The organism is Nonomuraea sp. NPDC051941 (genome assembly GCF_044593615.1).
This window is the reverse complement of the sequence record NZ_JBIUCF010000005.1, coordinates 285271-311436: the sequence shown is the minus strand read 5'-3', so window position 1 is coordinate 311436 and position 26166 is coordinate 285271. Positions and strand designations below refer to the sequence as shown.

General features: G+C 72.0%; 23 protein-coding genes. 10 read left to right on the top strand and 13 right to left on the bottom strand.

The features are described 5' to 3' along the window. Window positions 1-125: 125 nt before the first annotated feature. Window positions 126-2675 carry a pullulanase-type alpha-1,6-glucosidase gene (gene pulA, locus ACIHFD_RS12465; protein ID WP_397366888.1) on the bottom strand — a complete coding sequence of 850 codons (2550 nt, stop codon included), beginning with the start codon at window positions 2673-2675 and terminating at the stop codon, window positions 126-128. A 263-nt stretch (window positions 2676-2938) separates the two neighbouring features. Here pulA and ACIHFD_RS12460 point away from each other — a divergent pair, with 263 nt between their 5' ends. The 4 genes from ACIHFD_RS12460 to ACIHFD_RS12445 all read left to right on the top strand — a co-directional run bounded on the left by ACIHFD_RS12460 (window position 2939) and on the right by ACIHFD_RS12445 (window position 7411). After that, complete coding sequence (locus ACIHFD_RS12460; protein ID WP_397366887.1) at window positions 2939-4222, top strand: extracellular solute-binding protein; 1284 nt, start codon at window positions 2939-2941, stop codon at window positions 4220-4222. 3 nt (window positions 4223-4225) lie between these two features. Next, window positions 4226-5212, top strand: a complete 987-nt coding sequence (locus ACIHFD_RS12455; RefSeq protein WP_350727890.1) for a sugar ABC transporter permease — start codon at window positions 4226-4228, stop codon at window positions 5210-5212. After that, window positions 5209-6096, top strand: a complete 888-nt coding sequence (locus ACIHFD_RS12450) for a sugar ABC transporter permease (RefSeq protein WP_397366885.1) — start codon at window positions 5209-5211, stop codon at window positions 6094-6096. The genes ACIHFD_RS12455 and ACIHFD_RS12450 overlap by 4 nt, the downstream gene beginning before the upstream one ends. A 115-nt stretch (window positions 6097-6211) precedes the next feature. Then, window positions 6212-7411, top strand: coding sequence for an MFS transporter (locus tag ACIHFD_RS12445; protein WP_397366884.1), 1200 nt, complete (start codon window positions 6212-6214; stop codon window positions 7409-7411). 122 nt (window positions 7412-7533) lie between these two features. Here the strand turns inward: ACIHFD_RS12445 and ACIHFD_RS12440 are convergent, their stop codons facing one another. From ACIHFD_RS12440 to ACIHFD_RS12415, 6 genes are all read right to left on the bottom strand, one after another. Continuing rightward, window positions 7534-8070 (bottom strand): hypothetical protein, encoded by a 537-nt coding sequence (locus tag ACIHFD_RS12440; RefSeq protein ID WP_397366883.1) that lies wholly within the window; start codon window positions 8068-8070, stop codon window positions 7534-7536. Window position 8071: 1 nt separating this feature from the next. Continuing rightward, entirely contained in the window at window positions 8072-8422 is a 351-nt protein-coding gene (locus ACIHFD_RS12435) for a spore germination protein GerW family protein (RefSeq protein WP_397366882.1), read from the bottom strand. 53 nt (window positions 8423-8475) lie between these two features. Continuing rightward, window positions 8476-9879 carry a glucose-6-phosphate dehydrogenase gene (zwf, locus tag ACIHFD_RS12430; RefSeq protein WP_397366881.1) on the bottom strand — a complete coding sequence of 468 codons (1404 nt, stop codon included), beginning with the start codon at window positions 9877-9879 and terminating at the stop codon, window positions 8476-8478. Between the two features lies 1 nt (window position 9880). Beyond that, window positions 9881-11512 (bottom strand): glucose-6-phosphate isomerase, encoded by a 1632-nt coding sequence (gene pgi / locus ACIHFD_RS12425; RefSeq protein WP_397366880.1) that lies wholly within the window; start codon window positions 11510-11512, stop codon window positions 9881-9883. 185 nt (window positions 11513-11697) lie between these two features. Further along, window positions 11698-11925: a dihydroxy-acid dehydratase gene (locus ACIHFD_RS12420; protein WP_397366879.1), complete on the bottom strand. Its 228-nt coding sequence runs from the start codon at window positions 11923-11925 to the stop codon at window positions 11698-11700. Further along, window positions 11832-13403 (bottom strand): dihydroxy-acid dehydratase, encoded by a 1572-nt coding sequence (locus ACIHFD_RS12415; protein WP_397366878.1) that lies wholly within the window; start codon window positions 13401-13403, stop codon window positions 11832-11834. Before ACIHFD_RS12415 ends, ACIHFD_RS12420 begins: the two co-directional genes overlap by 94 nt. A gap of 61 nt (window positions 13404-13464) precedes the next feature. On the opposite strand from ACIHFD_RS12415, the gene ACIHFD_RS12410 reads away from it, so the two are divergent. Together ACIHFD_RS12410 and ACIHFD_RS12405 are read left to right on the top strand one after the other, a co-directional pair. After that, the gene (locus ACIHFD_RS12410; RefSeq protein WP_397366877.1) at window positions 13465-15768 is read left to right on the top strand and encodes a phosphoketolase; all 2304 of its coding nucleotides are present in this window, start codon (window positions 13465-13467) and stop codon (window positions 15766-15768) included. Further along, entirely contained in the window at window positions 15744-16928 is a 1185-nt protein-coding gene (locus tag ACIHFD_RS12405) for an acetate kinase (RefSeq protein WP_350727881.1), read from the top strand. Before ACIHFD_RS12410 ends, ACIHFD_RS12405 begins: the two co-directional genes overlap by 25 nt. On the opposite strand, the gene ACIHFD_RS12400 is transcribed toward ACIHFD_RS12405, so the two are convergent. The 4 genes from ACIHFD_RS12400 to ACIHFD_RS12385 all read right to left on the bottom strand — a co-directional run bounded on the left by ACIHFD_RS12400 (window position 16923) and on the right by ACIHFD_RS12385 (window position 20003). Continuing rightward, window positions 16923-17921 (bottom strand): PAS domain S-box protein, encoded by a 999-nt coding sequence (locus ACIHFD_RS12400; RefSeq protein ID WP_397366876.1) that lies wholly within the window; start codon window positions 17919-17921, stop codon window positions 16923-16925. The genes ACIHFD_RS12405 and ACIHFD_RS12400 overlap by 6 nt on opposite strands. An 80-nt stretch (window positions 17922-18001) precedes the next feature. Further along, window positions 18002-18430 (bottom strand): ATP-binding protein, encoded by a 429-nt coding sequence (locus tag ACIHFD_RS12395; RefSeq protein ID WP_364249568.1) that lies wholly within the window; start codon window positions 18428-18430, stop codon window positions 18002-18004. 93 nt (window positions 18431-18523) lie between these two features. After that, complete coding sequence (locus ACIHFD_RS12390) at window positions 18524-19168, bottom strand: response regulator transcription factor (protein WP_364249565.1); 645 nt, start codon at window positions 19166-19168, stop codon at window positions 18524-18526. A 112-nt stretch (window positions 19169-19280) separates the two neighbouring features. Beyond that, window positions 19281-20003 carry a hypothetical protein gene (locus ACIHFD_RS12385; protein ID WP_397366875.1) on the bottom strand — a complete coding sequence of 241 codons (723 nt, stop codon included), beginning with the start codon at window positions 20001-20003 and terminating at the stop codon, window positions 19281-19283. Window positions 20004-20451: 448 nt separating this feature from the next. On the opposite strand from ACIHFD_RS12385, the gene ACIHFD_RS12380 reads away from it, so the two are divergent. The 3 genes from ACIHFD_RS12380 to ACIHFD_RS12370 all read left to right on the top strand — a co-directional run bounded on the left by ACIHFD_RS12380 (window position 20452) and on the right by ACIHFD_RS12370 (window position 22691). Then, window positions 20452-20988, top strand: a complete 537-nt coding sequence (locus ACIHFD_RS12380; protein WP_397366874.1) for a hypothetical protein — start codon at window positions 20452-20454, stop codon at window positions 20986-20988. Window positions 20989-21085: 97 nt separating this feature from the next. Further along, window positions 21086-21676, top strand: a complete 591-nt coding sequence (locus tag ACIHFD_RS12375; RefSeq protein WP_397366873.1) for a copper resistance protein CopC — start codon at window positions 21086-21088, stop codon at window positions 21674-21676. After that, entirely contained in the window at window positions 21666-22691 is a 1026-nt protein-coding gene (locus ACIHFD_RS12370; protein WP_397366872.1) for a hypothetical protein, read from the top strand. The genes ACIHFD_RS12375 and ACIHFD_RS12370 overlap by 11 nt, the downstream gene beginning before the upstream one ends. A 4-nt stretch (window positions 22692-22695) precedes the next feature. Here ACIHFD_RS12370 and ACIHFD_RS12365 read toward each other — a convergent pair whose 3' ends face one another. After that, the gene (locus ACIHFD_RS12365; RefSeq protein ID WP_350727873.1) at window positions 22696-23280 is read right to left on the bottom strand and encodes an NAD(P)H-dependent oxidoreductase; all 585 of its coding nucleotides are present in this window, start codon (window positions 23278-23280) and stop codon (window positions 22696-22698) included. A 113-nt stretch (window positions 23281-23393) separates the two neighbouring features. Here ACIHFD_RS12365 and ACIHFD_RS12360 point away from each other — a divergent pair, with 113 nt between their 5' ends. After that, on the top strand, window positions 23394-24248 hold the full coding sequence (locus tag ACIHFD_RS12360) for a helix-turn-helix domain-containing protein (RefSeq protein WP_397366871.1): 855 nt from the start codon (window positions 23394-23396) through the stop codon (window positions 24246-24248). A gap of 6 nt (window positions 24249-24254) precedes the next feature. Here ACIHFD_RS12360 and ACIHFD_RS12355 read toward each other — a convergent pair whose 3' ends face one another. Beyond that, complete coding sequence (locus ACIHFD_RS12355; RefSeq protein ID WP_397366870.1) at window positions 24255-26114, bottom strand: hypothetical protein; 1860 nt, start codon at window positions 26112-26114, stop codon at window positions 24255-24257. Between the last annotated feature and the right edge of the window lie 52 nt (window positions 26115-26166).

Below are 26166 nucleotides of genomic sequence, written 5' to 3'. Positions count from 1 at the left end.
TTGTCCACGGGTGCTCCACTGCTCCACGCGATCGCCGTCCATCCAGTTTGCGCTGTCGCGATCGCCAACGCCAGTGATGTATGTTCTTCGTCCTGAATGTTCCCCCTACCCGAGCCGTCCCACCTCTATCCCGGGTGGGTTTTGGCGACGAACACCGCCACCGTGCGGGCCGGGACCGTGAGCGTGCCGGTGTCCGGGTCGAAGGCGGACTCCCGGACGACCGGATCGCCGGAGGCGGCCTGCACGGGGTGCAGCGCCACTGATCCCTTGGACCGCCCCGCCCATTGCTCCATCGGCTGGGCCTGCGTGGCCGGGGTGGCGTTGAAGACCACGGTGACCGACGACCAGCGCGGGTCCAGCCCGGACGTGTCCACATGCATCGCGATCACCCCGTCCGCCGCGTCGGCGAACGTCAGCCGCTCGCACACCTCGGATCCCAGCGCGAACGCCGGCGACGAGGCCCGGATCCGCAGCAGCTCCCCGAACCCGGCCCGGCACTCGCCGATCGCCGCACATCCGGGGAGCAGGGCCGGGTCCGCCAGCAGCGGCCCGGCGTAGGGCCATCTGGGCTCGTTGTCGGCCCTGGGCGGCAGCCCGCCGCCGAACCCGTTGCCCAGCGAGCAGTCCCACAGCAGCCGGTTGAACCAGTCGCCGGAGTCGAAGGAGTTGCGGTCGAGGGACTTCGAGCGCAGCCGCTCGCTGCCCGCGTGCACGAACGCCGTCCCCTGCGCCAGCAGCACGGTGGCCAGCGACAGCACCTGCATGCGCACCCGGTCTGCCATCGGCGTCGGCTGCGGCAGCTTGTACGCCAGCGCGTCGAACAGCGTCTCGTTGTCGTGCGCGTCCACGTACGACACCGTCTCGCCCGGCTCGGCCGCGTACCCGGCGGGTGCGCCGTTGTAGTCGATCTCCGAGCCCTTCTTCCCGGAGGGCAGCACGTAGTCACGCAGGTTCCCGGCCAGTCCGAGCTTGATCAGGTCGGTGTAGCCGGCCAGCCGGGCCCGCTGCTGTTCGGCCGTGCCGTTGACCGCGGCGCCGTTCGGCGCGCCCGCCAGGCCCGAGCCGAACCCCTGCACGCGCGGGTCGGCCTCGAACGGGGTGCCGCCGCGCACCGCGTCCCGCAGCCGGTCGGTGAACGTGCCGATGCCGGTCCCGGCCAGGTTGGCCTGCGTGGCCTGCTCGAACCTGGCCCCGTCGGCCACCTCGCCGAAGTTCCAGCCCTCGCCGTAAAGGATGATCGACCTGCCGTCCACGCCGTCCCCGTCCACGGTCAGCTCGTCGAGGGCGCGGCGGACGGCGAGGAGGTTGGCCTTCGGATGGTGGCCCATGAGGTCGAAGCGGAAGCCGTCGATCTTGTACTGGCGGGCCCAGGTGACGACCGAGTCGACCACCAGCCGGCCCATCATCGTGTGCTCGGGCGCGGTGTTGGGGCAGCACGTGGAGTCGGCGACCGCGCCGTCCGCCAGCAGGCGGTGGTAGTAGCCGGGCACGATCGGGTCGAGCACGCCGGTGGAGTGGGTGTGGTTGTAGACCACGTCCATCACCACGCGCAGCCCGGCCCCGTTGAGCGCGGCGACCATGGCGCGGAACTCCTTGATCCGCTCGTCGGGGTCCGTCGCGTACGAGCCTTCGGGCACGGTGTAGTGCAGCGGGTCGTACCCCCAGTTGAAGGAGTCGGTCGCGGCCGTGCGCGCCACGCACTCCTGCTGCCGCCGCGAGTCGGGCGGCAGCGCGGCGAAGTCACAGTCCGGGTCGCAGCCGGGCTCGGTCCTGTCGGCCCTGCGCTCGGGCACCGTGGCGAAGTCGAACACCGGCAGCAGGTGCACGTGCGTCAGCCCGTCCTCCGCCAGCGCCCGCAGCTCCCGCGTCCCGGCGGAGTCGAGGCCGAAGGCCGCGTACGTGCCGCGCAGCCCGGCCGGGACGGTGGCGTCGGAGGCCGAGAAGTCGCGCACGTGCAGCTCGTAGATCGTCGCCCGGTGCTGGGGGACGGCCGGGGGCTTGGCGAGCCGGTCCCAGCCGGGCGGCTTGAGCGCGGGGCCGTCGAGGTCGACGAGCCTGCTGCGCCCGCCATCCGGGGTCACGGCCAGACCGTACGGGTCCGTGACCTCGTTCGTCCCCGAGTGGTGCGTGACCAGGAACGTGTACTCGCGGCCCCACCAGGCCGGCAGCCCGCGTACCGACCAGACGCCGGTCTCGTCGTCGCGCCGCATCGGGTGCACGCTCCGGCCGCGCCCGTGAGTGGGCCCATCAGTGGGGCCGTACAGGGCCAGCTCGACCTTGCGGGCGGTCGGCGCCCACAGCGACAGCCTCGGGACCGCCCGTCCCCTGGGGCCGAGCGGCGCGGTGGCGGCCCCGGCGTAGAGGTCGTCGAGCACGCCGGGGAGTTGCACGCCCGTCGCCGCCGCGAGCTCGCCCGAGCCGTCCCGCGCCACGGCCAGGACCCGCTCGCGCAGCGCCTCGCGGACGAGACCGGCGTCGCGCGGGTCCACCTTCAGCGCGGTGTACGACGCCAGGTGCGGCCACGCGCTCCGCTGATCGTCGCTCAGCGTCCCGGGCGACAGCCGGATGACCCGCTCGGCGCCGCACGCCAGGCTGTGCTCGAACGACGGGTCGACCTGCCACGCCACCGTGTCGCGGTCGATCCAGTGGGCCCTCGCCTCGCCCTCGCGGATCACGACGCTTTGCAACCCTTTCTGGAAATTTCTGAAACCGCTGGGACCGCGCCCCGACCGGAGGGCCGGCGGACGCGCGGCGGGCAGGGCTCCACCATAGGAGATCACCTGCGAAAACGTCGGGGAACACGCGGTCCGGCGGCCGATCCGCCAGATCCGTGGATCAAGGTAACAACTTGCAAAACCTTACGTACCCATCTTTCAAGGAGCGTCACCTCGGCGTAACGTCCGGCGTGTTCCCCCCTCGGAAAGATGAGGAGAAGGACATGCGACGACTCTTACCCGCCGCAGCGGTCGTTGCGGCACTCGCCTTGGCGGTCTCCGCCTGCGGCGGTGGGACCCCGGCGCCCCCGACCGCGACCGTCTCCGATCCGTCGAAGGTCAGCGGCGAGATCACGTGGTGGGACACGACGCGGCCGGACAGCGAGGGGCCGACGTTCCAGGCGTTGATCAAGGCGTTCGAGGCGAAATATCCGCAGGTCAAGGTCAAGTACGTGAACGTGCCCTCCGACCAGGCCCAGGGGCAGTTCCAGACCGCCGCGCAGGCGGGGGCGGGGGCGCCGGACGTGATCCGCTCGGAGGTGGCCTGGACCTCGCAGTTCGCGTCGCTGGGCTACCTGCAGCCGCTGGACGGCACGCGGGCGGTCGACAACGAGGCCGACTTCCTGCCGGGGCCGCTGAGCAGCACCAAGTACAACGGCAAGACCTACGCCGTGCCGCAGGTCACCGACACCCTCGCGCTGCTCTACAACAAGCGGCTGCTGAAGGAGGCGGGGCACGAGGAGGCGCCGAAGACGATCGCCGAGCTGAAGCAGGCCGCGCTCGACGTCAAGGCCAAGACCGGCGCCGAGGGGCTGGCGCTCAACGTCGACTCCTACTTCCTGCTGCCGTTCATCTACGGCGAGGGCGGCGACCTCCTCGACGTGGCCAACAAGAAGATCGTGGTGAACTCGCCGGCGAACGTGCGGGCGATCCAGACCGTGGCCGACCTGATCAGCTCGGGCGCCGCGCCCAAGCCCGCCACCACGGAGAGCTACGCCAACGCGATGACCGCCCTCAAGGAGGGCAAGGCGGCGATGATCTACAACGGGCCGTGGTCGTTGTCGGAGATCTACCAGGGCAAGGAGTTCAAGGACAAGAAGAACCTGGGCATCGCGCCGGTCCCGGCCGGCTCGGTCAAGGCCGGGGCGCCGACGGGCGGGTGGAACCTGGCGATCTACGCGGGCTCGAAGAACATCCCGGCCGCCTACGAGTTCGTCCGCTTCATGACCACGGTGGAGGCCCAGGCGAAGATCGCCAAGGAGATCAGCCTGCTGCCGACCCGTACCTCCGCCTATGCCAACCCCGACGTGCAGGGCAACTCCGACGTCGTGGTCTTCAAGCCGATCATGGACACCGCCGTGCCGCGGCCCTGGATCCCCGAGGGCGGGCAGCTGTTCCAGCCGCTGCTGGAGGGCTACCAGGCGCTCGTCGGGGGCAAGTCCGCGCCCGCGGACCTGCTCAAGAAGGTCGACGAGCAGTACCGCGGGATCATGAAGGACTGGAGCTGACCGGTGGCGGTCTCGACCGGACGGGTGGCGGCCGCGGGCGAGGGGGCTCGCGGCCGCCACGACAGGCCAGGGCGGTTACGGCGCGCGCTGTCGGCCCACTGGTACGCGTGGGCGATGATCGCGCCGGTGGTGGTCGTGATGGCGGTGCTGATCGGCTGGCCGCTGGCGCGCGGGGTGTACCTGTCGCTGACGGACGCCACCGAGGCGAACATCGGCCGGACCATCGGGGTGAACGTCATCCCGGCCACCTATGAGTTCGTCGGCCTGGACAACTACCTGCGGATCCTGACCTCCGGCCTGTTCTGGGACAAGCTCGCCTGGACCGTCGTGTGGACGGTGGTCTGCGTGGGCCTGCACTACGGCATCGGCCTCGGCCTGGCCGTGATGCTCAACCGCCGGCTGCGCTTCCGCTCCGTCTACCGCGTGCTACTGATCCTGCCCTGGGCGGTCCCCGCCTTCGTGGCCGCCTTCGTCTGGCGCTACCTGTACAACAGCGACTACGGCGTGATCAACGGCATGCTGAAGGCAGCCGGGCTGCCCGCGGTGGGCTGGCTGGACGACCCGACCACGGCCAAGATCGCGGTGATCGCGGTGAACGTGTGGATCGGGGTGCCGTTCATGATGGTCGCCATGCTCGGCGGCCTGCAGTCGATCCCGGCCGAGCTGTACGAGGCGGCCGAGGTGGACGGGGCGAACGCGTGGCAGCGGTTCCGGGCGATCACGCTCCCGGGGCTGCGCCAGGTGTCGTCCACGGTGATCCTGCTCGGCACGATCTGGACGTTCAACATGTTCCCGATCATCTTCCTGGTGACGCGGGGCGGCCCCGGCAGCGAGACCGAGATCCTGGTCACCTACGCCTTCCGCGAGGCCTTCACCGGCGTGCGCGACTACGCGGGCTCGGCCGCCTGGGGCGTGATCATCCTCCTCATGCTGGTGGTGCTGGCGGTCGGCTACCGCCGCACGTTGCGTAGTCAAGGAGACCCCTGGTGAGCACGACGACGCGCGGGCACGGTCGCGGGCACGGTCGAGGGCACGGTCGAGGGCGCGGCGAGCGCGGCCCGCTGGCCTCGATCGGCCTGCACGCGGGCCTGCTGCTCGCCGTGGCCGTCTCGCTGTTCCCGGTCGTGTGGCTGGTGCTGACCTCGCTCAAGCCGCGCGACAGCTGGCTGTCGGCGGAGCTGCGGCTCTTCGACCACTCCTCGCTCGACAACTACGTCCGCGTGCTGACCGCGACCGAGTTCCCGCGGTGGCTGCTCAACAGCGTGCTCACCGCCGGTCTGACCATGCTGGCCGGGGTGTTCCTGGCGGCGACCACCGGGTACGCCGTCAGCCGGTTCCGCTTCCCCGGGCATCGCTCGGTCATGTGGCTGCTGCTGATCACCCAGATGTTCCCGGTCGCCATCCTCATCGTGCCGCTCTACAACCTGATGGCCGGGCTCGGGCTGCTCAACCAGATCCCCGGGCTGGTGATCGCGTACATGACGATCTCGGTGCCGTTCTGCGCCTGGATGATGAAGAGCTACTTCGACACCGTGCCGGTGGAGATCGACCAGGCGGCGATGGTGGACGGGCTGCCCCCGTTCGGCACGTTCTGGCGGGTGGTGCTGCCGCTGGCGCGGCCGGGGATCGCGGTGACCGCGTTCTATTGCTTCATGACCGCCTGGGGCGAGGTCGGCTACGCCACCGTGTTCATGTCCCAGGAGGACAAGCGCACCCTGGGGGTCGGGTTGCAGCAGTTCGTCGGCCAGCACTGGTCCGACTGGGGGCTGATGACCGCCTCGGCCGTGCTCATCGCCATCCCGGCCGGCGCCGTCTTCCTCCTCGTCCAGCGCCACCTCATCACCGGCCTCACGGCCGGCGCGACGAAGTCCTGAGGGTGGCCTGATTCTTTCGCATAGTGGCTCACCGGCCACTGGTGGGAGTCAGGCAGCGCTGGCAATAATTGCAGACGCCGCATAAAGGCGAACGCACTGCAATGGAGGATTTGACATGCCTGTCGGGCTTCTCGCCCTGGCACTCGGGGGCTTCGGCATCGGGCTCACCGAGTTCGGGATCATCGGTCTGCTGCCCGAGGTCGCGGCGGACTTCGGCGTCAGCGAGCCGGTCGCCGGATATCTGGTCTCGGGTTACGCGCTGAGCGTGGCGGTCGGCGCCATCGGGCTCACCGCGGCCATCGCCCGGTTCGACCGCAAGAAGGTGCTGCTGGCGCTGATGGTGCTGTTCGTCGCGGGCAACCTGATCTCCGCGATCGCGCCGGTCTACCCGGTGCTGATGGCGGGCCGGGTCGTGGCGGCGCTGTGCCACGGCGCGTTCTTCGGCGTCGGCTCGGTGGTCGCCGCCGACATGGTCGCGCCGAACCGGCGGGCCGGCGCCATCGCGCTGATGTTCGGCGGGCTGACCGCGGCCAACGTGCTCGGGGTCCCGCTGGGTACGCTGCTCGGCCAGCAGCTCGGCTGGCGCTCGACGTTCTGGGCGATCACGGTCATCGGCGTGGTCGCGCTGGCCGGGATCCGGCTGCTGGTGCCGCCGACGCCGGCGCCGGCCGGGACGAGCCTGCGCGCCGAGCTGGGCGCGTTCCGCCGGCCGCAGGTCTGGGTCTCCGCCGCGGTCACCGTGCTCGCCTTCGGCGGCATGTTCGGCGCGTTCACCTACATCGCGTTCACGCTCACCGAGGTCAGCGGGTTCGCCGGCGCCACGGTGCCCTGGCTGCTGGTGCTGTTCGGGGCCGGCACGTTCGCGGGCAACTTCCTCGGCGGCAAGTTCGCCGACCGGGCGCTGAACACGTCGCTGGCCGCGATCCTGGCGCTGCTCACCGCGGTGCTCGCGGTGTTCGCGCTGACCGCGCAGAGCAAGGTCATGACAGTCGTCTCGCTGCTGCTGATGGGCGCGGTCGGACTGGCCACCGCGCCCGGGCTGCAACTGCGGATCATGCGGTACGCCCAGGACGCGCCCACGATGGCCTCCGGCGCCAACATCGCGGCCTTCAACGTCGGCAACGCGCTGGGCGCCTGGCTGAGCGGGCTGGCCCTCGGGGCCGGCTTCGGGTTCGTCTCACCGCTCTGGGTCGGCGCCGCGATCACCCTCGCCGGCCTCGCCGTCCTGGCCGCCGGCTCGGCCCTCCCGAACCGCCGGACGCCGGTTCCCATCGAACCCGTCCTCCCGGACCACCGGACGCCAAGCACCGCCTGACCGCCGGACGCCGGCTCCCGCCGAACCGATCCTCCCGGACCACCGGATGCCGGCCACCGCCGAACCGGCCCTCCCGGATCACCGGACACCGAGCGCCGCCTGACCGCCGGACGTCGCAGAGGTCATGGCGGCCACCTTACGAGGACCCGCCCCTCGGGGATCAGGGCCGACCGCTCCCACGTCCAGGTCGGCACGGTGATCATCTCAGCGGGGCCGCCGAGGGCGACGGGTGTGTCCAGGAGGACGGAGTGCGGGGTGAGCCGCAGGCCGCCCTCGGGGATGACGACGCTCTCCAGGGGCGTGCGCAGGCTCGGGCCGTCCGGCTCGTCCAGGTCGCTGGGCACCCAGGTGTCCTCGCCGGCGAAGGCCGTGAACGCCAGCGCGCCGCCGGGGGCCGCGCCGGAGTGGCGCAGCGTCCCGGCGGGCAGCCAGCCGTGCTGCCCGGCCGCGTACGTGATGCCGGAGACGGACAGCTCGCCCTCCAGCAGCACGAACTCCTCCCCTGCCAGGTAGTGGCCGCGCTGGGGCCGGGCCCAGCCGGGCGGGAAGCGGACGAGCGAGGACACGCCGTCCAGCCGGGCCTGGCGCACCGGCAGGTTGGAGCCCGGGATCAGGAAGTCCCGGGCGGGCAGCTCAGCGTCGAGCAGGTCGATCAGCACGTCAGCGCCCGCGCCGCCGCTTCTTGAGGATGGAGCGGACGGTCAGCGCCGCCACGATCAGCACGATCTGGCCGCCGAGCACGATGCGGTTGACGTCGACGGCGGGCCGCCAGCTGACCTCGCCGTCCTTCAGCACGTAGACGCCCGCGGGCGTGGCGCTGAAGCCGAAGCCGCCGCCGCTGCCCCCGCCCTCGCCGCTCTCTCCCTTGCCCCGGCCGTCCCCGCCGCCGCCCCCTTGGATGACCCGGGCGACCGGGATGACGACGACGTCGCCCTGCTGGACGGGCTCACCGAAGACGCGTTTGACGGTCGCGGCGTCCTTCGCCTGCTCGACCACCTTCATGATGTCCATCCCACCATGGTCGACCACAGCTCGCCCCTCTCGCCACCGGCGTCGCTCCCGCGTCAGTCGAACGTCGTCGAGATCTCGTGCCAGCCGCCCGGCGCGATCTTCGCGGCCGCCTCCGGCCCCCAGGAGCCCCGCTCGTACGGCAACGGCCGGTCCGGCAGGTCGAGCACCCGCCGGACGATCCGCCACGACTCCTCCACCAGGTCGAACCTGGCGAACCGCCGCGGGTCGCCGCTGACGGCGTCGGCCAGGACGCGCTCGTAGGCGGCCTCCATCGGCCCGAGCACCTTGGTGAAGTCGACGCTGACCGGCACCGGCCTGGTGTGCTGCTTGCCCGGCTCCTTGGCCAGCAGGTCGAAGGTGACCCCCGCGTCCGGCTGCAGCCGGAACCTGATGAGGTTGGGGCCGGGGGGCGCGTCGCCGCCGTGGAACATCGTCACCGGCGGCTTGCGCAGCTCTGCGACGATCTCCAGGTCGGTGGTCGGCAGCCCCTTGCCGGAGCGGATGCACCACGGCACGCCGGCCCAGCGCCAGTTGTCGATGTAGGCGCGCAGGGCGACGAACGTCTCGGTGGTGGATTCGGGCCGGACGCCGTGGGTGTCGAGGTAGCCGGAGTATTGGCCGCGTACGACGTCGGCGGGGTCGATGGCCTGCACGGCGCGCAGCACCCGCCACTTCTCGTCGAGCTGGGCGCGGGCGTCGGTGGACGGCGGCGGGTCCATGGCGAGGATGGCCAGCAGCTGCAGCAGGTGATTCTGCACCACGTCGCGGATCGTGCCGTTGGCGTCGTAGAAGGCGCCGCGGTCGCGCACGTCGAAGTCCTCGGCCATGGTGATCTGGACGCTGCGGATGTGGCTGCGGTTCCAGATGGGCTCCAGCAGCGTGTTGGCGAACCGGAACACCATGAGGTCCTCGACCGGCTCCTTGGCCAGGAAGTGGTCGACCCGCCGCACGTGGTCCTCGTCGAAGTGCTTGAGCAGCTCCTCGTTGAGCTCGCGGGCCGAGGCGAGGTCGTGGCCGAACGGCTTCTCCACGACGAGCCTGGCGTCGTGGTTGAGCCCGGCCCCGGCCAGGCCCTCGGCGACCGTGGCGAACAGCGACGGCGGCACCGCGAGGTAGTGGACGAGGAAGCCCTTGCCCGCCGTCTCCTCGCGGAGCCTGGCGAACGTCTCGGGGTCGCGGTAGTCGCCCGCGACCAGCCGCAGGTTTCCGGCGAGCTTGTCGAAGGCCGCGTCGCGCACGCCGCCGACGGCCTGGCGGACGTGCTCGCGCAGCCCGTCGAGGCCGAGGTCGGTCTTGGCCACGCAGATGACGGGCAGGTCGAGCCTGCTGTCGGCGGTCAGGCGGTAGAGGGCGGGCAGGATCATCTTGCGCGCGAGGTCGCCGGTGACGCCGAACAGCACCAGCGCCCCCGCCCGCTCCGCGCCCCTCCTGTGCTCGGTCCCGGACGCGTGGCGCATGTCAGACACGCCTTCCGCGCAGCTCGCGGTATTTCCGCACGAGCTGTTCGGTGGAGGCGTCGGGGAGCCCGGTGGGCGGGTCCTCGGAGGTGAGCGCGGGCGCCAGGTCGAGCGCCATCTTCTTGCCCAGCTCGACGCCCCACTGGTCGAAGGAGTCGACACCCCAGATCGTGCCCTCGACGAACACGATGTGCTCGTAGAGCGCGACGAGCTGGCCCAGCGTCGAGGGGGTCAGCTTGGGCGCGAGGATCGTGGAGGTGGGCCGGTTGCCGGGCATCACCTTGTGCGGCACGATCTCGGGCGGCGTGCCCTCGGCGGCGATCTCCTCGGCCGTCTTGCCGAACGCCAGCGCCGAGGTCTGGGCCAGGAGGTTGGCGGTGAGCTGGTCGTGCATGCCCTCGCGGTCCTCGAACGGCTCGGCGAAGCCGATGAAGTCGGCGGGCACGAGCCGGGTGCCCTGGTGGAGGAGCTGGTAGAAGGCGTGCTGCCCGTTGGTGCCCGGCTCGCCCCAGAAGATCTCGCCGGTGGCGGCCGGGACGGGGGTGCCGTCGGCGCGTACGGACTTGCCGTTGGACTCCATCGTGAGCTGCTGCAGGTAGGCGGGGAAGCGGTGCAGCCGCTGGCTGTAGGGCAGCACGGCGCGGGTCTCGGCGCCGAAGAAGTCGGTATACCAGATCCCGAGCAGGCCCATCAGCACCGGCATGTTGGCCTCGAACGGGGCGCTGCGGAAGTGCTCGTCGATGAGGTGGAAGCCGGCCAGCATCTCGCGGAACCGCTCGGGGCCGATCGCGATCATCAGAGAGAGGCCGATGGCGCCGTCGTAGGAGTAGCGGCCGCCGACCCAGTCCCAGAAGCCGAACATGTTGTCGGTGTCGATGCCGAACTCGGCGACCTTGGCGGCGTTGGTGGAAACGGCCACGAAGTGCTTGGACACCGCGTCCTCGCCCAGCGCCTCGACGAGCCAGCCGCGGGCGACGCGGGCGTTGGTGAGCGTCTCGAGCGTGGTGAACGTCTTGGAGCTGACCACGAACAGCGTGGTCGCGGGGTCGAGGCCGGCGAGGTTGCCGGTGATGTCGGCCGGGTCGATGTTGGAGACGAACCTGGCCGCCACGCCGGCGTCGGCGTAGTCGCGCAGCGCCTCGTAGGCCATGGCGGGGCCGAGGTCGGAGCCGCCGATGCCGATGTTGACCACGGTCTCGATGGGCTTGCCGGTGGCGCCCTTCCACTCCTTGGACCTGACCCGGTCGGCGAAGGCGCTCATCTTCCCGAGCACGGCGTGCACGTCGGCGACCACGTCCTGCCCGTCCACGACCAGCTCGGCGGCGCGCGGCAGGCGGAGGGCGACGTGCAGGACGGCGCGGTCCTCGCTGACGTTGATGTGCTCGCCGCCGAACATCGCGGTGATCCGCTCGCGCAGCCCCGCCCGCTCGGCCAGGGCCACCAGCAGGTCGATCGTCTCGCCGGTGGCGCGCTGCTTGGCGTAGTCGAGGAAGAGGTCGCCGGCGGTCACGGTCATGCGCCCGGCACGGCCCGGGTCCTCCGCGAACAGCTCCCGCAGCCGCCTGCCCGCCAGCTCCTCATGGTGCTTGCCGAGAGCCGCCCACTCCTGGCTCTGGGTGATGTCGCCGTTCACGCTTCCTCCTCGTGTCGCCAAACCGGATCACCATTGTCCCTGCCAACGGGAAACCTGCTCGTCCGACCGCCGCACCTTTGTCGTGCTCCGTTAAGACCGTGGCGTCAGCCAGCTTCGCAGATCTCCCACTGGAACCGCTTACCCACAGGGCCTCATTCCGCGCACGGCGGAGCGGAGTTTTTGGCTCAGTGGGATTCGCGGCCCACGTGGTCGCCGCTGGAGCCGATGAGGAAGTCGAGGTCGGCGCCGCGGTCGGCCTGGGTGACGTGCTCGACGTAGAGGCGTTCCCAGCCGCGTACGGGCCGGGCGTACCCGATCTTCACGGGCTCCCTGGCGGCCAGCTCGGCGTCGGGGATGTCCACGTCGAGCCGCCGGGCGGCCACGTCGAGCACGATCGGGTCGCCGGTGCGCACCTTCGCCAGCGGGCCGCCGGCCGCCGCCTCGGGCGCGGTGTGCAGGACGACCGTGCGTACGCGGTGCCGCTCATGCGGGCGTCGCTGATGCGCACCATGTCGCGCACGCCCTTCTCCAGCAGCTTGGCGGGCAGCGGCAGGTTGCCCACCTCGGGCATCCCGGGGTAGCCCTTGGGGCCGCAGCCGCGCAGCACGAGCACGGAGGTCTCGTCGATGTCGAGGTCGGGCGAGTCGAGGCGGGCGTACACGTCCTCGATGCTGTCGAAGACGACGGCCCGGCCGCGGTGGCGCAGCAGCTCGGGCGAGGCGGCGGCGGGCTTGATCACCGCGCCGCCGGGGGCGAGGTTGCCGCGCAGGACGGCGATGCCGGCGTCGGGCAGCAGCGGGTCGGAGCGGCGCCGGATGACGCTCTCGTCCCAGATCTCGGCCTCGGCGAGGTGCTCGACGAGCGGGCGGCCCGTGACGGTGATCGCCTCCGGGTCGAGCAGGTCCTCGACCTCCTTGAGCACGGCCGTGAGGCCGCCCGCCCGGAACAGGTCGTCCATCAGGTGGCGTCCGGCGGGCTGGAGGTCCACGAGCAGCGGCACCCCGGCGCCGGTGCGGTCGAAGTCGTCCAGGCTGAGGTCCACGCCGAGCCGGCCCGCGACGGCCAGCAGGTGGACGACGGCGTTGGTGGAGCCGCCGACGGCGGCCAGGGTCACGATGGCGTTGAGGAACGCGGCCCTGGTCATGACCTGGCTGGGGCGGCGGCCCTCAAGGACGAGGTCCACGGCCAGGCGGCCGGTCTCGTGGGAGCGTTCGAGCAGGCGGCTGTCGGGGGCGGGGGTGCCCGCGGTGCCGGGGATCGTCATGCCGAGGGCCTCGGCCATGCAGGCCATGGTGGAGGCGGTGCCCATCGTGTTGCAGTGGCCGCGGCTGCGGATCATGGACGACTCGGACCGCAGGAACGCCTCGCGCGACAGCGTGCCCGCGCGTACCTCCTCGCTGAGGCGCCACACGTCGGTGCCGCAGCCGAGCGGCGCGCCGCGGAAGTGCCCCGTCAGCATGGGGCCGCCGGGCATCACGACGGCGGGCAGGTCCACGGAGGAGGCGGCCATGAGCAGCGACGGGATGGTCTTGTCGCACCCGCCGAGCAGCACCACGCCGTCGATGGGGTTGGCGCGCAGCATCTCCTCGGTGGCCATGGCGGCCAGGTTGCGCCAGAGCATGGCGGTGGGGCGCACGTTGGTCTCGCCCAGGGAGACGACCGGCAGGTTGAGCGGCACGCCGCCGGCCTCCCAGACGCCGTTGGCGACGCTCTCGGCGACCTCGTTCAGATGGGAGTTGCAGGGGGTGAGGTCGGAGGCGGTGTTGGCGATCGCGATGTGCGGCTTGCCGCCCTCGAACGCCTCGCGGGGCAGGCCGCGCCGCATCCATGCCCGATGGATGTAGGAGTTGCGGTCGTTCCCCGAGTACCAGCGCGAACTCCTGAATGCCATATTCGGCACCTTATCCGGCGTTTGGTGGATTCAGCGCGTTCTGTGGAGGAAGCAGCAGAAGATGGACCATATCGACGCGTACTGGCGGGCGGCGAACTACCTGTCCGTCGGGCAGATCTACCTGCTGGACAATCCGCTGCTGAGCGAGCCGCTGCGGCCCGAGCACATCAAGCCGCGCCTGCTCGGCCACTGGGGCACCACGCCGGGGCTGACCTTCTGCTTCGCCCACCTCAACCGGGTGATCAGGGAGCGGGACCAGGACATGATCTACATCGCCGGTCCCGGGCACGGCGGCCCCGCCGCGGTGGCGCACGCGTGGCTGGAGGGCACCTACTCGGAGCGTTATCCGGACGTCTCGCAGGACGTGGAGGGCATGCGGCGGCTGTTCCGCCAGTTCTCCTTCCCCGGCGGGATCCCGAGCCACGTGGCGCCCGAGACGCCGGGGTCGATCCACGAGGGCGGGGAGCTGGGCTATTCGCTCGCGCACGCGTACGGGGCCGCCTTCGACAACCCGGACCTGGTCGTGGCCTGCGTCATCGGCGACGGCGAGGCCGAGACGGGCCCGCTCGCGGCGAGCTGGCACTCCAACAAGTTCGCGGACCGCGACCGCGACGGCATCGTGCTGCCCATCCTGCACCTGAACGGCTACAAGATCGCCAACCCCACCGTGCTCGCCCGCATCCCCGAGGAAGAGCTGCTCAAGCTCATGGAGGGTTATGGCTACCGCCCCCACGTGGTGGGGCCGGACCACGAGGAGATGGCGCGCACCCTGGACACCGCCTTCGACCAGATGGCCGCGTACAAGCAGGGCAGGGCCGGCCGGCTGCCGATGATCGTCCTGCGGACGCCGAAGGGCTGGACGGGGCCGCGCGAGGTGGACGGCAAGCAGGTCGAGGGCACCTGGCGGGCGCACCAGGTGCCGCTGGCCAACGTCCGCGAGAACGCCGCCCACCTGGCCATGCTCGAGCAGTGGATGCGCTCGTACCGGCCGGAGGAGCTGTTCGACTCCGCCGGCGGGCCCGTGCGGGAGGTCCTGGAGACCGTGCCGCGCGGTACGCGCCGGATGAGCGCCAACCCGCACGCCAACGGCGGGGAGCTGCTGGAGCCGCTGCGGCTGCCGGACTTCCGCCGGCTCGCGGTCGAGGTCAAGGCGCCCGCCGGGCAGTCGAGCGAGCCGACGCGGGTGCTGGGCGGGTTCCTGCGTGACGTGATCATCGCCAACCCGCGGACGTTCCGGCTGATGGGGCCGGACGAGACCGCCTCGAACCGGCTGTCGGCGGTGTTCGAGGCCACCGACCGGGCGTGGAACGCCGAGATGCTGCCGACGGACGAGCACCTGGCCCCCGGCGGCCGGGTGATGGAGGTGCTGAGCGAGCACCTGTGCCAGGGCTGGCTGGAGGGCTACCTGCTGACCGGCAGGCACGGGCTGTTCAACTGCTACGAGGCGTTCATCCACATCGTGGACGCCATGTTCAACCAGCACGCGAAATGGCTGGAGTCATCGCAGAAGATCCCCTGGCGGCGGCCCGTCGCCTCGCTCAACTACCTGCTGTCCTCGCACGTGTGGCGCCAGGACCACAACGGCTTCAGCCACCAGGACCCCGGCTTCCTCGACGTGGTGATCAACAAGAAGGCGTCCGTGGTGCGGGTCTACCTGCCGCCGGACGCCAACACGCTGCTGTCGGTCGCCGACCACTGCCTGCGCTCGCGCGACTACGTCAACGTGATCGTGGCGGGCAAGCAGCCGGTGCTGGACCTGTTCACGATGGAGGAGGCCGTCGCGCACAACACGCGCGGCCTGGGCATCCTGCCGTGGGCCTCCACCGACGAGGGCGCCGAGCCGGACGTGGTGCTGGCCTGCGCGGGCGACGTGCCCACCCAGGAGACGCTCGCCGCCGCCGCGATCCTGCGCGAGCACCTGCCCGAGCTGAAGGTACGCGTCGTCAACGTGGTCGACCTCATGCGCCTCCAGCCGCCCACGGAGCACCCGCACGGCATGTCGGACGCCGAGTTCGACGCCCTCTTCACCGCCGACAGGCCGGTCGTGTTCGACTTCCACGGCTACCCGTCGCTGATCCACCAGCTCACCTACCGCCGTCACGGCCACGCCAACATCCACGTGCGCGGCTACAAGGAGGAGGGCACCACGACGACGCCGTTCGACATGGCCATGATGAACGACATCGACCGCTTCCACCTGGTCATGGACGTCATCGACCGGGTGCCCGGGCTCGGCACCACGGCGGCGCACCTGCGCCAGCGCATGAGCGACGAGCGGCTGCGGGCCCGCGCCCACACGCGCGAGACCGGCGAGGACACCCCCGAGATCAGGTCGTGGACGTGGCCGGGCGCATCCTCGTACTGAACACGGGCTCGTCGTCCATCAAGTACGAGCTCGTCGACGTCCGCACCCGCGAGCGCCCGGCCAGGGGGCTGGTGGAGCGCATCGGCGAGGAGCGCGGGCGGCTGACGCACCACGCCGGGGACCGGCCTCCTTACGTGTCGGAGGAGGCGTTCCCCGGGCACGAGGCGGGGCTGGCCGCGGTCATGAAGGCGTTCGAGGCGGCGGGGCCTGAGCTGGACCCGGTCGCGGTCGGACACCGCGTCGTGCACGGCGGTACCCGGTTCACCGAGGCGGTGCTCGTCGACGACGGCGTCATCGGGGCGATCGAGGAGCTGGCGCCGCTCGCACCCCTGCACAATCCGGTCAACCTCGCCGGGATCCGGGTGGCGCGCGGCGCCTTTCCGGGGGTACCGCAGGTGGCGGTGTTCGACACCGCGTTCCAGCTGGCGTTGCCGCCCGAGGCGTACACGTACGCGGTGCCGCGCGACTGGCGCGAGCGGCTCGGCGTGCGGCGCTTCGGCTTCCACGGCACCTCCTGCGCGTACGTCTCCCGCCGCGCCGCCGCCTTCCTCGGCCGCGATCCGGCCACCCTCGACCTCATCGTGCTGCACCTGGGCAACGGCGCCAGCGCGACCGCGATCTCCGGCGGGCGCAGCGTCGACACCTCCATGGGCCTGACGCCCCTGGAGGGACTGGTCATGGGCACCCGCTCGGGCGACGTCGACCCCGCGCTCGCCGGCTACCTGGCACGCGTGAACGGGATGGACGCGCGGCAGGTGGAGAGCGGGCTCGACCGCCACGGCGGCCTGCTGGCGCTGGCCGGGACGGGCGACATGCGCGAGGTGCGCGCCCGCGACGACGCCGAGGCCCGGCTGGCCCTGGCGGTCTACACGCGGCGCATCCGCAAGTACGTCGGCGCCTACTACGCGCTGCTCGGGCGGCTGGACGCGATCGTGTTCACCGGCGGGGTCGGGGAGCACGACGCGGCCACCCGCGCCGAGTCCCTGGCCGGGCTCGACCGGCTCGGCGTCACCGTGGACCCCGCGCTCAATCAGGACGAGTCGGCGCGGGAGCGGGCGGTCTCGCCGCCGGGCGCGGAGGTGGCCGTGCTCGTCATCCCGACGGACGAGGAATGGGAGATCGCCCGCCAGACCCTTGCGCTGATCACGCCGGGATCATGACAGGCGGCGTGCGACGGCCGGCACCCAGAAGTCCACCGTCGTGCCCGCGCCGGGCGCGCCGCGAATGCTCCACCAGCCGCCGGCCGTCTCGGCCCGCTCGCGCATCTCGATCAGTCCGAAGTGGCCGTCCTGGCCGTCCTGGCGGGTGATCCCGACCCCGTCGTCGCGCACGCGGACGTGGACGCCCTTGTCGAGCCAGGCCAGCTCCACGGCGACGGCGGCGGCCCCGGCGTGCTTGCGGACGTTCGTGAGGGCTTCCTGGCAGATGCGGAAGACGGTGATCGCGGCCTCGGCGGGCGGCTCTCCGTCCAGGCGGTTCACCAGCTCGTAGGTGACCCCCGCCATCTCCCGCTCCAGGTACGAGGCGAGCCCCTCCGCCAGCCCCTCACCGGGTAGGCGTAACCGGAAGGCCAGGTCGCGCAGGCGCCCCACGGCGGCCTCGACGGCGTCGCCGAGCGCGCGCACGTCGGCCGCGTGCTCCTCGGGCAGGCCCTCCTCCATCGCCCGCAGCCGCATCCCGACGGCGACCATGGACTGGATGGTGTCGTCGTGCACGTCGGAGGCGATGCGGCGGCGCTCCCGCTCCTGGGCCTGGACCAGGTGGCCGAGCAGCAGGCCGCGCTCGTCCAGCGCCCTGGCCATGCTGCGCCGCTCGGTCAGGTCACGCGTCACCTTGCCGAACCCGCGCAGCTCGCCGCGCCCGTCGCGCAGGGCGGTGACGACCACGCTGGCCCAGAACCTGGTGCCGTCCTTGCGGACCCGCCACCCCTCCTCCTCCCAGCGGCCGTCGGCGGCGGCCGTCTCCAGCCCCGTGAACGGCTTGCCGGCCGCGACGTCCTCGGGCGGGTAGAAGACGGAGAAGTGGGTGCCGATGATCTCCTCGGCCGTGTACCCCTTGATGCGCTGGGCCCCGGCGTTCCAGCTCACGATCCTGCCGTGGGGATCGAGCATGAAGATGGCGTAATCGCGGATGCTCTGGACGAGCAGCTCCATATCCGCTTGTGGAGGATTATCCACGGCCATACCGCAGCTTTTCACGACGTGGCCCGATGGCCCAAACCCTCCCGGCAGGTTCAGGAGTCGTAAGCGCGGGCCTGGAGGGGGGCGAGGCGGGGCGCCAGCTCGCACCACACCACCTTTCCGCCCTTCTCCCCGTCGACGGGCGTGGTCCCCCAGCCGGTGGACAGGAGCCGGACGACGTGCAGGCCCCAGCCGTTCGACGGGCCGGGTTCGCGGGGCTCGGGCAGCCGCTCCCCGGCGTCGCCCACCTCGACCCGCACCTGCGCCGCGCTGCCCCGCATCCTCAGGGACGGCGGGCCGTCGCCGTGCACGAGCGCGTTGGTCACCAGCTCGGACACCACGAGGAGGACGTCCTCGTGATAGCCCTGGTAGCCGCACTCCGCCAGGGCTCGACGGACGATCCGGCGCGCCGCCGTGATGCTGTCCATCTCCTTCGGCAGGGGCGTGTCCACCTGGTACTGCCCGGCCTTCTCGCTGACCACCCCTCTACTTTCGGGTAGCCATTATCCGATCACGAGACGCATCCGCGCCAGGCGGCCTGGTACACCTGTGGGACGCGAGATGGTGCACATGCGTCAGTCGAGCAGCCCTTCCCTGCGGGCCAGCGCGACCGCCTCCAGCTTGGTCCGGGCGCCCAGCTTCTCCAGCACGTGCTGCACGTGGTTGCGCGCCGTGTTGCGGGCCACGCCGAGCCGTTCGCCGATCTCGCGCGCGCCCATGCCGTCGGCCAGGAGCAGCAGCGTCTCCCGCTCGCGAGCCGTCAGCGCGGACCCCAGGAGCCCCGCGCGCCCGGTCAGCCGGTCGAGCACCCCGGGCAGCAGCCCGGGCGCGAACACCACCCCGCCGGCCGCCACCTCGCGCACCGCCGATTCCAGCTCCCCCAGCCGGGACGACTTCACCACCAGCCCGGCGCCCCCGGCCGCCACCGCGCGGGCCGCCACGGAGACGGTCGCCTCGCCGGTCAGCACCAGCACCCGCGCCTTGGGCGCCGCCGCCACCAGCCGCCCGATGGCCGCGATCCCGTCGCCGTCGGGCAGGCGCCGGTCGAGCACGACGACGTCCGGCTGGCACCTGCCGGTCTCGGCCACCGCCCCGGCGACGCTGCCGGTCTGGGCCACCACCTCGATGTCGGGCACCCGCGCCAGCGCCAGCCCGATGGCCTCGGCGACCATGGCGTGGTCCTCCACGAGAACCACCCGGATCGAAGGGGGAGTCGCCATGTCTGCCGCTGCCTCTGTCCGCGGTTTCCGCGCCCGCGCGGGGCGCACGCCGGCCCGGCGCCACGAGCAGTGTCCCACGGCCCGCGCGCCCGTGGCCAACGGCGCCGTACGCTCACGGCTTCCAGGGCAGGCGGCGGTGCTTGAAGGTCGGATACTTGGTCTCCCAGTAGCGCCAGCCCTCGACCCTGGCCGGAATGTTGGCGAATCCGCTGGAGACCCTGACGTCGCGGCACGTGCCCATCACCTGCCAGGCCGACCAGCCGATGCGGTAACCGAAGACGCGGTACCACAGATGGCCGTACATCCCCTTGGTGATCTCCCGGCTGTATTCGTGGCCGGTGAAGACCATGTGACGCTCTTCGAGGTGCGGAAGCCCCATCCTGCGCATCTCGTGCACCACTTCGCGGGTGGTGATCGGTTCCACGAGGGTGAGCGGTTCAGTCGTGGAGACGGCTCTCCGCCTCTCGTTCTCGGTCTCCAGGAACGCGCGGACCTCGTGCTCCCGGGTGACCGACGCCGTGACCGTGCCGCCGGGGCCGTCGACGAAGTTGGTGCGGGGCAGGAAGAAGTTCCGCGGAGAGAGCGAGTGCACCTTGAAGAAGAGGTGCGGGCTGCATCTGTCGCCGTGGATGAGGGGGAAGTGACGGTGACGGTGACGGTGACGGCGGCGGCGGTCGGTGGTGTTGGCGGTGCCGGTGGTGTCGGCGGTGCCGGTGTCGGCGGTGTCGGTGTCAGCGGCCTCGACGGTGCGGTCGGTGCGGTCGGTGTCGTCGTCGTCCGCTCGCGCCGCCGGCACCAGGGCGGCGACCAGGACCATCGAAAGAGAGCCGCTCACTGCCCATCTCATCGCGTGACGCGCCTTGGGCCAAGCGGAATTGACTGGGGCAATTGTCAGTGAATTGGGAGTGGACATGTACCGTACCTTTCGGGATGCGTCAGGCCAGGGTCCGGGCCGTGCCGCCCGTCGAGCGGGCCGACAAGATCGGTACGATGGTTACAGTTGCGGCGAGGCGCTCTTCAACGCCACGCCGCAGGCGAATATCCCATGCTGGGAAAGCGCCGGTGAAAAAGTGTCAATAGCGGGTCGTCCCTTTCACAAACGCACATCGCGGTGTTCCGACGTCGCCGAGCCTGTGTCCGGAGAGTCGGATATGGGCCGGATGACCTGCTACGACGCCGATTGCGGGGCCGTCCGGGCCGGCCAAAAGGGTAATTCCCCGTGGAAATCTGAGAATTTCTCCCGACCTTCCAGGAGAATGTCGGCTGTGTCCTGCGCGTCGTCAGTGCTGCGTCTTGTGCGGGCCGTCGTGTTCGCGACGGTCTGCGGCGCGGTGTCGGCGGGCGGGCACGCGCTGGCGGGCGGCGGCCTGGTGCCGTTCGAGGTCTACCTGGCCGGGGTGCTGGCCGCGCTCGGGCTGGCGTACCTGATCGACGGGCGCGAACGCGGCCCCGTGGCGGTGCTGGTGGTGACCGTGGGCACCCAGATGCTGCTGCACCAGCTCTTCGAGCGGCTCACCCCCGCCGCCGAGGCCGGTCCGGCGCACGGGCATCCCGCGCCCGGCATGGCGCTGGTCCATCTGACGATGGCGGGGCTGACGGCCTGGTGGCTGCACCGGGGCGAGCGCGCGCTGTGGCTCATGATCCGCCTGTACGGCGCGCCGCGGCCGATCGTCCCGCTGCCCGCCGCCGCCGTCCCGGCTGGGGCCGTGCGGCCCTCGTGGCGGCCGGTCACCCCCTACCTGACCGCGTACGCGGGAAGGACCGTTTCCGGCGCGATCCTCAGGCGAGGCCCACCCCAGGGGCCGAGGCACTTCGGCTGACGCACAAGTTTCTTGGCGCGCCCGGCGGGGCGCGTACCCTTGCCTGTGTCCGGACGGCGCCACGCGCGCGTCCGGGAGATCGTTCTGGAGACCCATCATGGCGTTCCTGCCACGACACATCATCGGGGCGGCACTCGCGTGCGCCCTCGTCCTGATATTCCCCGCGTCGCCGGCGTTCGCGCACGACGCGCTCAAGAGCAGCTCGCCTGCCAAGAACTCCCAGGTCGGCTCGGTCGACGAGATCGAGCTCGAATACAGCGCGAGCGTGAAGTTCCCGTTCGTCGTGCTGCACGACGCGGCTGGCAAGGAGGTCCCGCTCGGCAAGCCGGTGCTCGAAGGGCCGAAGGTGCTCACCGACGTCCCGCAGCCGCTCCCCCCGGGCCCGTACGTCATCGCCTGGCGGGTGGTTTCGTCCGACGGGCATCCCATTGAGGGCGAAATCCCCTTCAGCGTGAAAGGATCACCTTCTTCATCGGCTTCGCCCTCGTCCATCGGCGGGGGGCCGACGGCGAGCACGCCGCCCCAGGCGGTCGGGTCCGCCGCGGCGGCCGGCGAGCGGCCCGCGGCCTCCGCGGGGGTTCCCGGCTGGATCTGGGGCGGGCTGGTGGTGCTTGTCGTGCTGGGCGCGTTCGTTCTGATCCGGACCGCGCGCCGCGGCCCAGATCGGGAGGAAGTGGATGCGGATTGAGGAAGCCAGGCAGATCGCTCGGCAGTGGGTGCTGGAGGAAGGCGCCGCGCTGCCGGGCTTCGACGGGGCCTTCCTGACCGGGTCGGCCCTGTGGGCCGACCCGGCCGCCGAGCTGGCCGCGACCTCGGACGTGGACGTCATCGTGGTCGCGGACCAGCCCGTCCGCCTGGGCAAGTTCGCCTACCGCGGGGTCCTGCTGGAGGTCTCCTCCGTCTCCGAGCTGGGCTCCACGCACGAGGTGCTGAGCGACTACCACCTGGCCGGCAGCTTCCACCTGCCCTGCGTGCTGGCCGACCCGTCCGGGCGGCTGACCGAGATCCAGCGGGTGGTCTCGCGCGACTTCGCCGAGCGGCCGTGGATCCTGGCCCGGTGCACCAACGCCATGGACCGGGTGCGCGGGTTCATCAACGGCATCGACGAGCGGGCTCCCCTGCCCGACCAGGTCAACTCGTGGCTGTTCGGCACCGGGGTGACCACCCACGTGCTGCTGGTGGCGGCGCTGCGCAACCCCACGATCCGGCGCCGCTACGTGGACGTGGGCGAGCTGCTCGCCGAGCACGGGCGGCTGGACTTCCACGAGAGCCTGCTCGAACTCCTGGGCGCCGCGCACCTGAGCGCGGCCCGGGTCGAGCGGCACCTGGCCGTGCTGGAGAAGGTGTTCGACGCCACGGCGGCCGTCCGCGTCCCCTCCTACCCGTTCGACTCGGACATCACCCCGGCCGCGCGGCCCATCGCCATCGACGGCACCCGCGAGCTCATCGGGCGCGGCCTGCACCGGGAGGCGGTCTTCTGGCTGGTGGCCACCTACGCGCGCTGCCTGGCCAAGCGGGCCGCGGCGAGTGAGCTGGCCGGTGAGCAGGCGGGTGAGCAGGCGGGCGAGCACGGATACGAGGACGGCTTCCGCGAGCTGCTGGCCGACCTGGGGGCGGAGACGCGCCGGGACCGGCGCCGCAAGGGAGACCTGGTCCTGGCGGCGCTGCCCGGCGTGTGGCAGACGGCGATGGCCCTGTGTTAGGGCCTCAGGCCACGTAGGGGGTGGTCCGGCGGGCGTCCCGCAGCACCCCGCTCCACCAGCCGAGCTGGTCGAGCAGCGCCTTGGCGGCGACGTCGGGCCCCTCCGGGTCCAGCAGCTCGCCGTCGGGGCCGAACCGGCTCCAGTGCTGGTCGAAGCTGATCGTGTTGCGGATCGTCACGGCGTGCACCTCGGCGAAGACCGGCCGCAGGTGCTCGGCCGCCCGCACCCCGCCGCCGTACCCGCCGTAGGAGACGAGCGCGACCGGCTTGGCCATCCACGCCGTGAAGTGCCAGTCGATGGCGCTCTTGAGCGAGGCCGGGAAACTGTGGTTGTACTCCGGCGTCACCACGGCGAACGCGTCCGCCGCCGCCAGCCGCGCGGCCAGCCGCCTGAGGTCCTCCGGGCGGGACTCCACGTCTGCCAGCTCCTCGGGGGTGGCGGGCATCACCGCGGGCAGCGGCGTCTGCGCCAGGTCGATCACGTCGAGGTCGAACAGCCCGTGCGTGCGCGCCCGCTCCGTGAGCCACTCCGTGATCCTGGGGCCGAACCGCCCTTCGCGAACGCTGCCGGTGATCACTGCCAATGTCATGTTCTCCATGCGTCCCAGGCTCGTGGACACCGGGTGGGCTAGGGAGACCGCGCTGAGACTGGCCCTCGCGGGGCCACGCTACGGGCCGGTCGCCGGGCCTACACTCGTGGCCCGTGGATGACAACGAACTGGGGGCGTTCCTGCGCTCCCGCAGGGAGGCCGTCAAGCCCGAGGACGTCGGGCTGCCCGGCGGCCCGCGGCGGCGCACGCCGGGGCTGCGCAGGTCCGAGCTGGCCACCCTGGCGGGGGTGAGCGTCGAATACCTGACCAGGCTGGAGCAGGGCCGCGACCGCAACCCCTCCACGCAGGTGCTCATCACGCTGGCCGACGCGCTGCGGCTGACCCACGAGGAGCGTGTCCACGTGCGTCAGCTGGCCAAGGTGGCCAGCGGCGACGTGCGGCTGTGCCCGGCCGCGGCCGAGGCCCCGGCCCGCACGGTGCGCCCGACGGTGCGGGCGGTGCTCGACCGGCTGGAGCCCGCGCCCGCCGTGCTGCTCAACCGGGTGGGCGAGGTGCTCGCCCGCACCACGGGGTTCGAGCGGCTGTACGGCCCGGTCGGGCTGCTCGACGGCGATCCGCCCAACATGGTCAGGTACGTGTTCGCCGACGCGCGGGCCAGGGCCGCCTACCCCGACTGGGACCGCGTCGCCGACGAGCACGCGGCCGCGCTCAAGCTGGCGGCGACCAAGGGCGACCCGTTCGCGCAGGAGCTGGTCGCGGAGCTGTCGTTCGCGGCGGGTGAGGCGTTCAGCGGGCGGGCGGCCCGCCCCGCCCCGCCGCTGCCGGCCCCGGTGGAGCGGCTGGCGCATCCGCTGGCCGGGGAGCTGCGGCTCAAGCGCGAGCAGCTCGAGCTCTCCTACGACGACCAGCGGGTGGTCGTCTACCTGCCGGCGGACGCCGCCACCTCGGCCGCGCTCGACCGCCTGACCGGCCGCCTTCCGGGCGCCCTGCGCGCCGTCAGCGGCTGACCGCTCCTACGCGCGGCGCAGCGACCTGGTCAGGCCCGCGGCGATCGTGGTGGCCAGCACCCAGCCGGCGGCGATCAGCCCGTACGCGAGCCACTGCGTCCCGCCGAGCGGGTTGAACGCCTTCTCCTGCCCGAAGTCGATGAGCGGCAGCAGCAGGTCCAGCGTGTAGACGAGCGCGTGGAACGGCGGTGCCTCCCCCGGCTTCAGCGGCGGCGGCTCCGCCAGGCCGAACACGATCGTGCCCACGGCCAGGAGCGCCAGCAGCCAGGCGGCCGCGCGTAAGGGGCGGAAGCCGTACCCGACGGTGACGTCCTGCAGGTGGCCCCAGAGCCCCGCGTACCACGGGAGGGTGGCGCGCCGCCGCCGCTGGCCGGCCAGGAGCGTGTCGCGGGCGTCGGCGTCGCTGCCCAGCCGCCGGTACATCGCGGCGAGCTGCTCGTACGCGTTCGGCAGGTAGCCCTCGGGATCCCTGCGCAGCCAGCCGAGCCGTCCGGCGGCGGGCAGCATGGGGTCGAGCACCTCGTACGCGAGCCCGTCCATGCGCATCGCGTCCGGCCAGACGCCGGGGTCGTCGCGCAGGACGCCGATGCGCGCGTGGCGCAGCTCCACCGTGCCCCGGACGGGCGCGGCGGTGCGCAGGGCCAGCTCGCGCGCCTCCACCCGCCAGCATTTGAGCGCCACCTCGCCGGGTGCCTCCAGCGTGGCGTCGTCGAAGCACAGGCGGCTGCCGACCTGGGCGTTGGTCAGGCGGACCCGGCCCTGGGCCGAGAAGCCGCTGCACAGGTTGAGCACCTTGCCGACCGTGATGCCGTTGGCGGTCAGGGCCGAGCCGCCGGGGTTGGCCAGCCTGGCGCCCTCGAAGTGGGCGGGGCCGGTGACGGAGGCGTCGAGCAGGCTGATCTCGCCCTCCACGGTCATCCCGTCGCGGGCGTGCAGGGCGCCGTCCACCGTGAGGCCGTCGCCGGCCAGGGCCACGCCGCCCGGGTTGCGCAGGGTGGCGCCGTCGAGGTTGAGCGAGCGGGCGACGGCGGCGCTCCCCAGGCGTACCTGGCCCTCGGCCTCGACCAGCGACAGGAACAGGCCGCCCTCGGCGTTGAGCCCGCCGCCGCGCACGGCGATGCCGCCGGGGTTGCGCACGCGCGAGCCGCGCAGCGTGAGCGGCCCTCCGACGCGGGCGGAGCGCACGCAGATCTCCCCGTCGACGGTCATCCTCCGGGCGAGCAGGCCCACCTGGGCGGTCAGGTTGGACGCCTCGAGGGCCATGCCGCCGGGCGCGTGCAGGCGGGCGTCGTCGAGGTTCACGGCGGCGCCGATCCGCGCGGCCGTGAGGAAGATCTCGCCGTGGCTGCTGAAGCCGTCCTGGGCCCGCAGGTTGCCCCCGACGTCGAGGTGCTCGCCGTTGACGACGACCCCGCCCGGGTTGTCCAGGTGGGCGCGGTTGAGGTTGAGGTTGCCGCTGACGCGGGCGCCGGACAGGCGCAGCTCGCCGGTGACGTGGCAGCCGGCCAGGCGCAGGTTGCCGTCCACCTGGATGTTCGAGGCGATCAGGCCGGGCAGCGTGGAGCCGCTCAGGCTGAGGAAGCGGGTGCGCGCCTGGTACAGGTCGGGCGCCTCGTCGAACGTGCACTGCTCAAGGGTGATCGGGAAGCCGATCTCGGCGAAGGCCAGGTGGAGCAGGCCGGCGATCCGGGCGCCGATGAGGCGCAGCGCGGGCTTGGGCCCGTCGTGCTCGCCGAGGAGCAGCTCGGCCAGGGCCTGCGCGCGAACGGCCGGGTCGAGGTCGCCCGAGCGCAGGTCGACTTCCCTGCCGTGGGGCACGGCTTCGGCCACGGCCCGCTCGGCCGGGAGGAGATCGGTGATTTTCACACGGCCATACTGCGTTGCCCGCCCGGTATCCGCAGCCGATCTCGGTGGCCGC

Coding starts and splice junctions, on each gene's coding strand:
- ACIHFD_RS12460 (WP_397366887.1), top strand. CDS start 2,939: ATGCGACGACTCTTACCCGCCGCAGCGGTCGTTGCGGCACTCGCCTTG.
- ACIHFD_RS12445 (WP_397366884.1), top strand. CDS start 6,212: ATGCCTGTCGGGCTTCTCGCCCTGGCACTCGGGGGCTTCGGCATCGGG.
- ACIHFD_RS12435 (WP_397366882.1), bottom strand. CDS start 8,422: ATGGACATCATGAAGGTGGTCGAGCAGGCGAAGGACGCCGCGACCGTC.
- zwf (WP_397366881.1), bottom strand. CDS start 9,879: ATGCGCCACGCGTCCGGGACCGAGCACAGGAGGGGCGCGGAGCGGGCG.
- ACIHFD_RS12415 (WP_397366878.1), bottom strand. CDS start 13,403: ATGGCATTCAGGAGTTCGCGCTGGTACTCGGGGAACGACCGCAACTCC.
- ACIHFD_RS12410 (WP_397366877.1), top strand. CDS start 13,465: ATGGACCATATCGACGCGTACTGGCGGGCGGCGAACTACCTGTCCGTC.
- ACIHFD_RS12400 (WP_397366876.1), bottom strand. CDS start 17,921: ATGGAGCTGCTCGTCCAGAGCATCCGCGATTACGCCATCTTCATGCTC.
- ACIHFD_RS12390 (WP_364249565.1), bottom strand. CDS start 19,168: ATGGCGACTCCCCCTTCGATCCGGGTGGTTCTCGTGGAGGACCACGCC.
- ACIHFD_RS12375 (WP_397366873.1), top strand. CDS start 21,086: ATGGCGTTCCTGCCACGACACATCATCGGGGCGGCACTCGCGTGCGCC.
- ACIHFD_RS12370 (WP_397366872.1), top strand. CDS start 21,666: ATGCGGATTGAGGAAGCCAGGCAGATCGCTCGGCAGTGGGTGCTGGAG.
- ACIHFD_RS12365 (WP_350727873.1), bottom strand. CDS start 23,280: ATGACATTGGCAGTGATCACCGGCAGCGTTCGCGAAGGGCGGTTCGGC.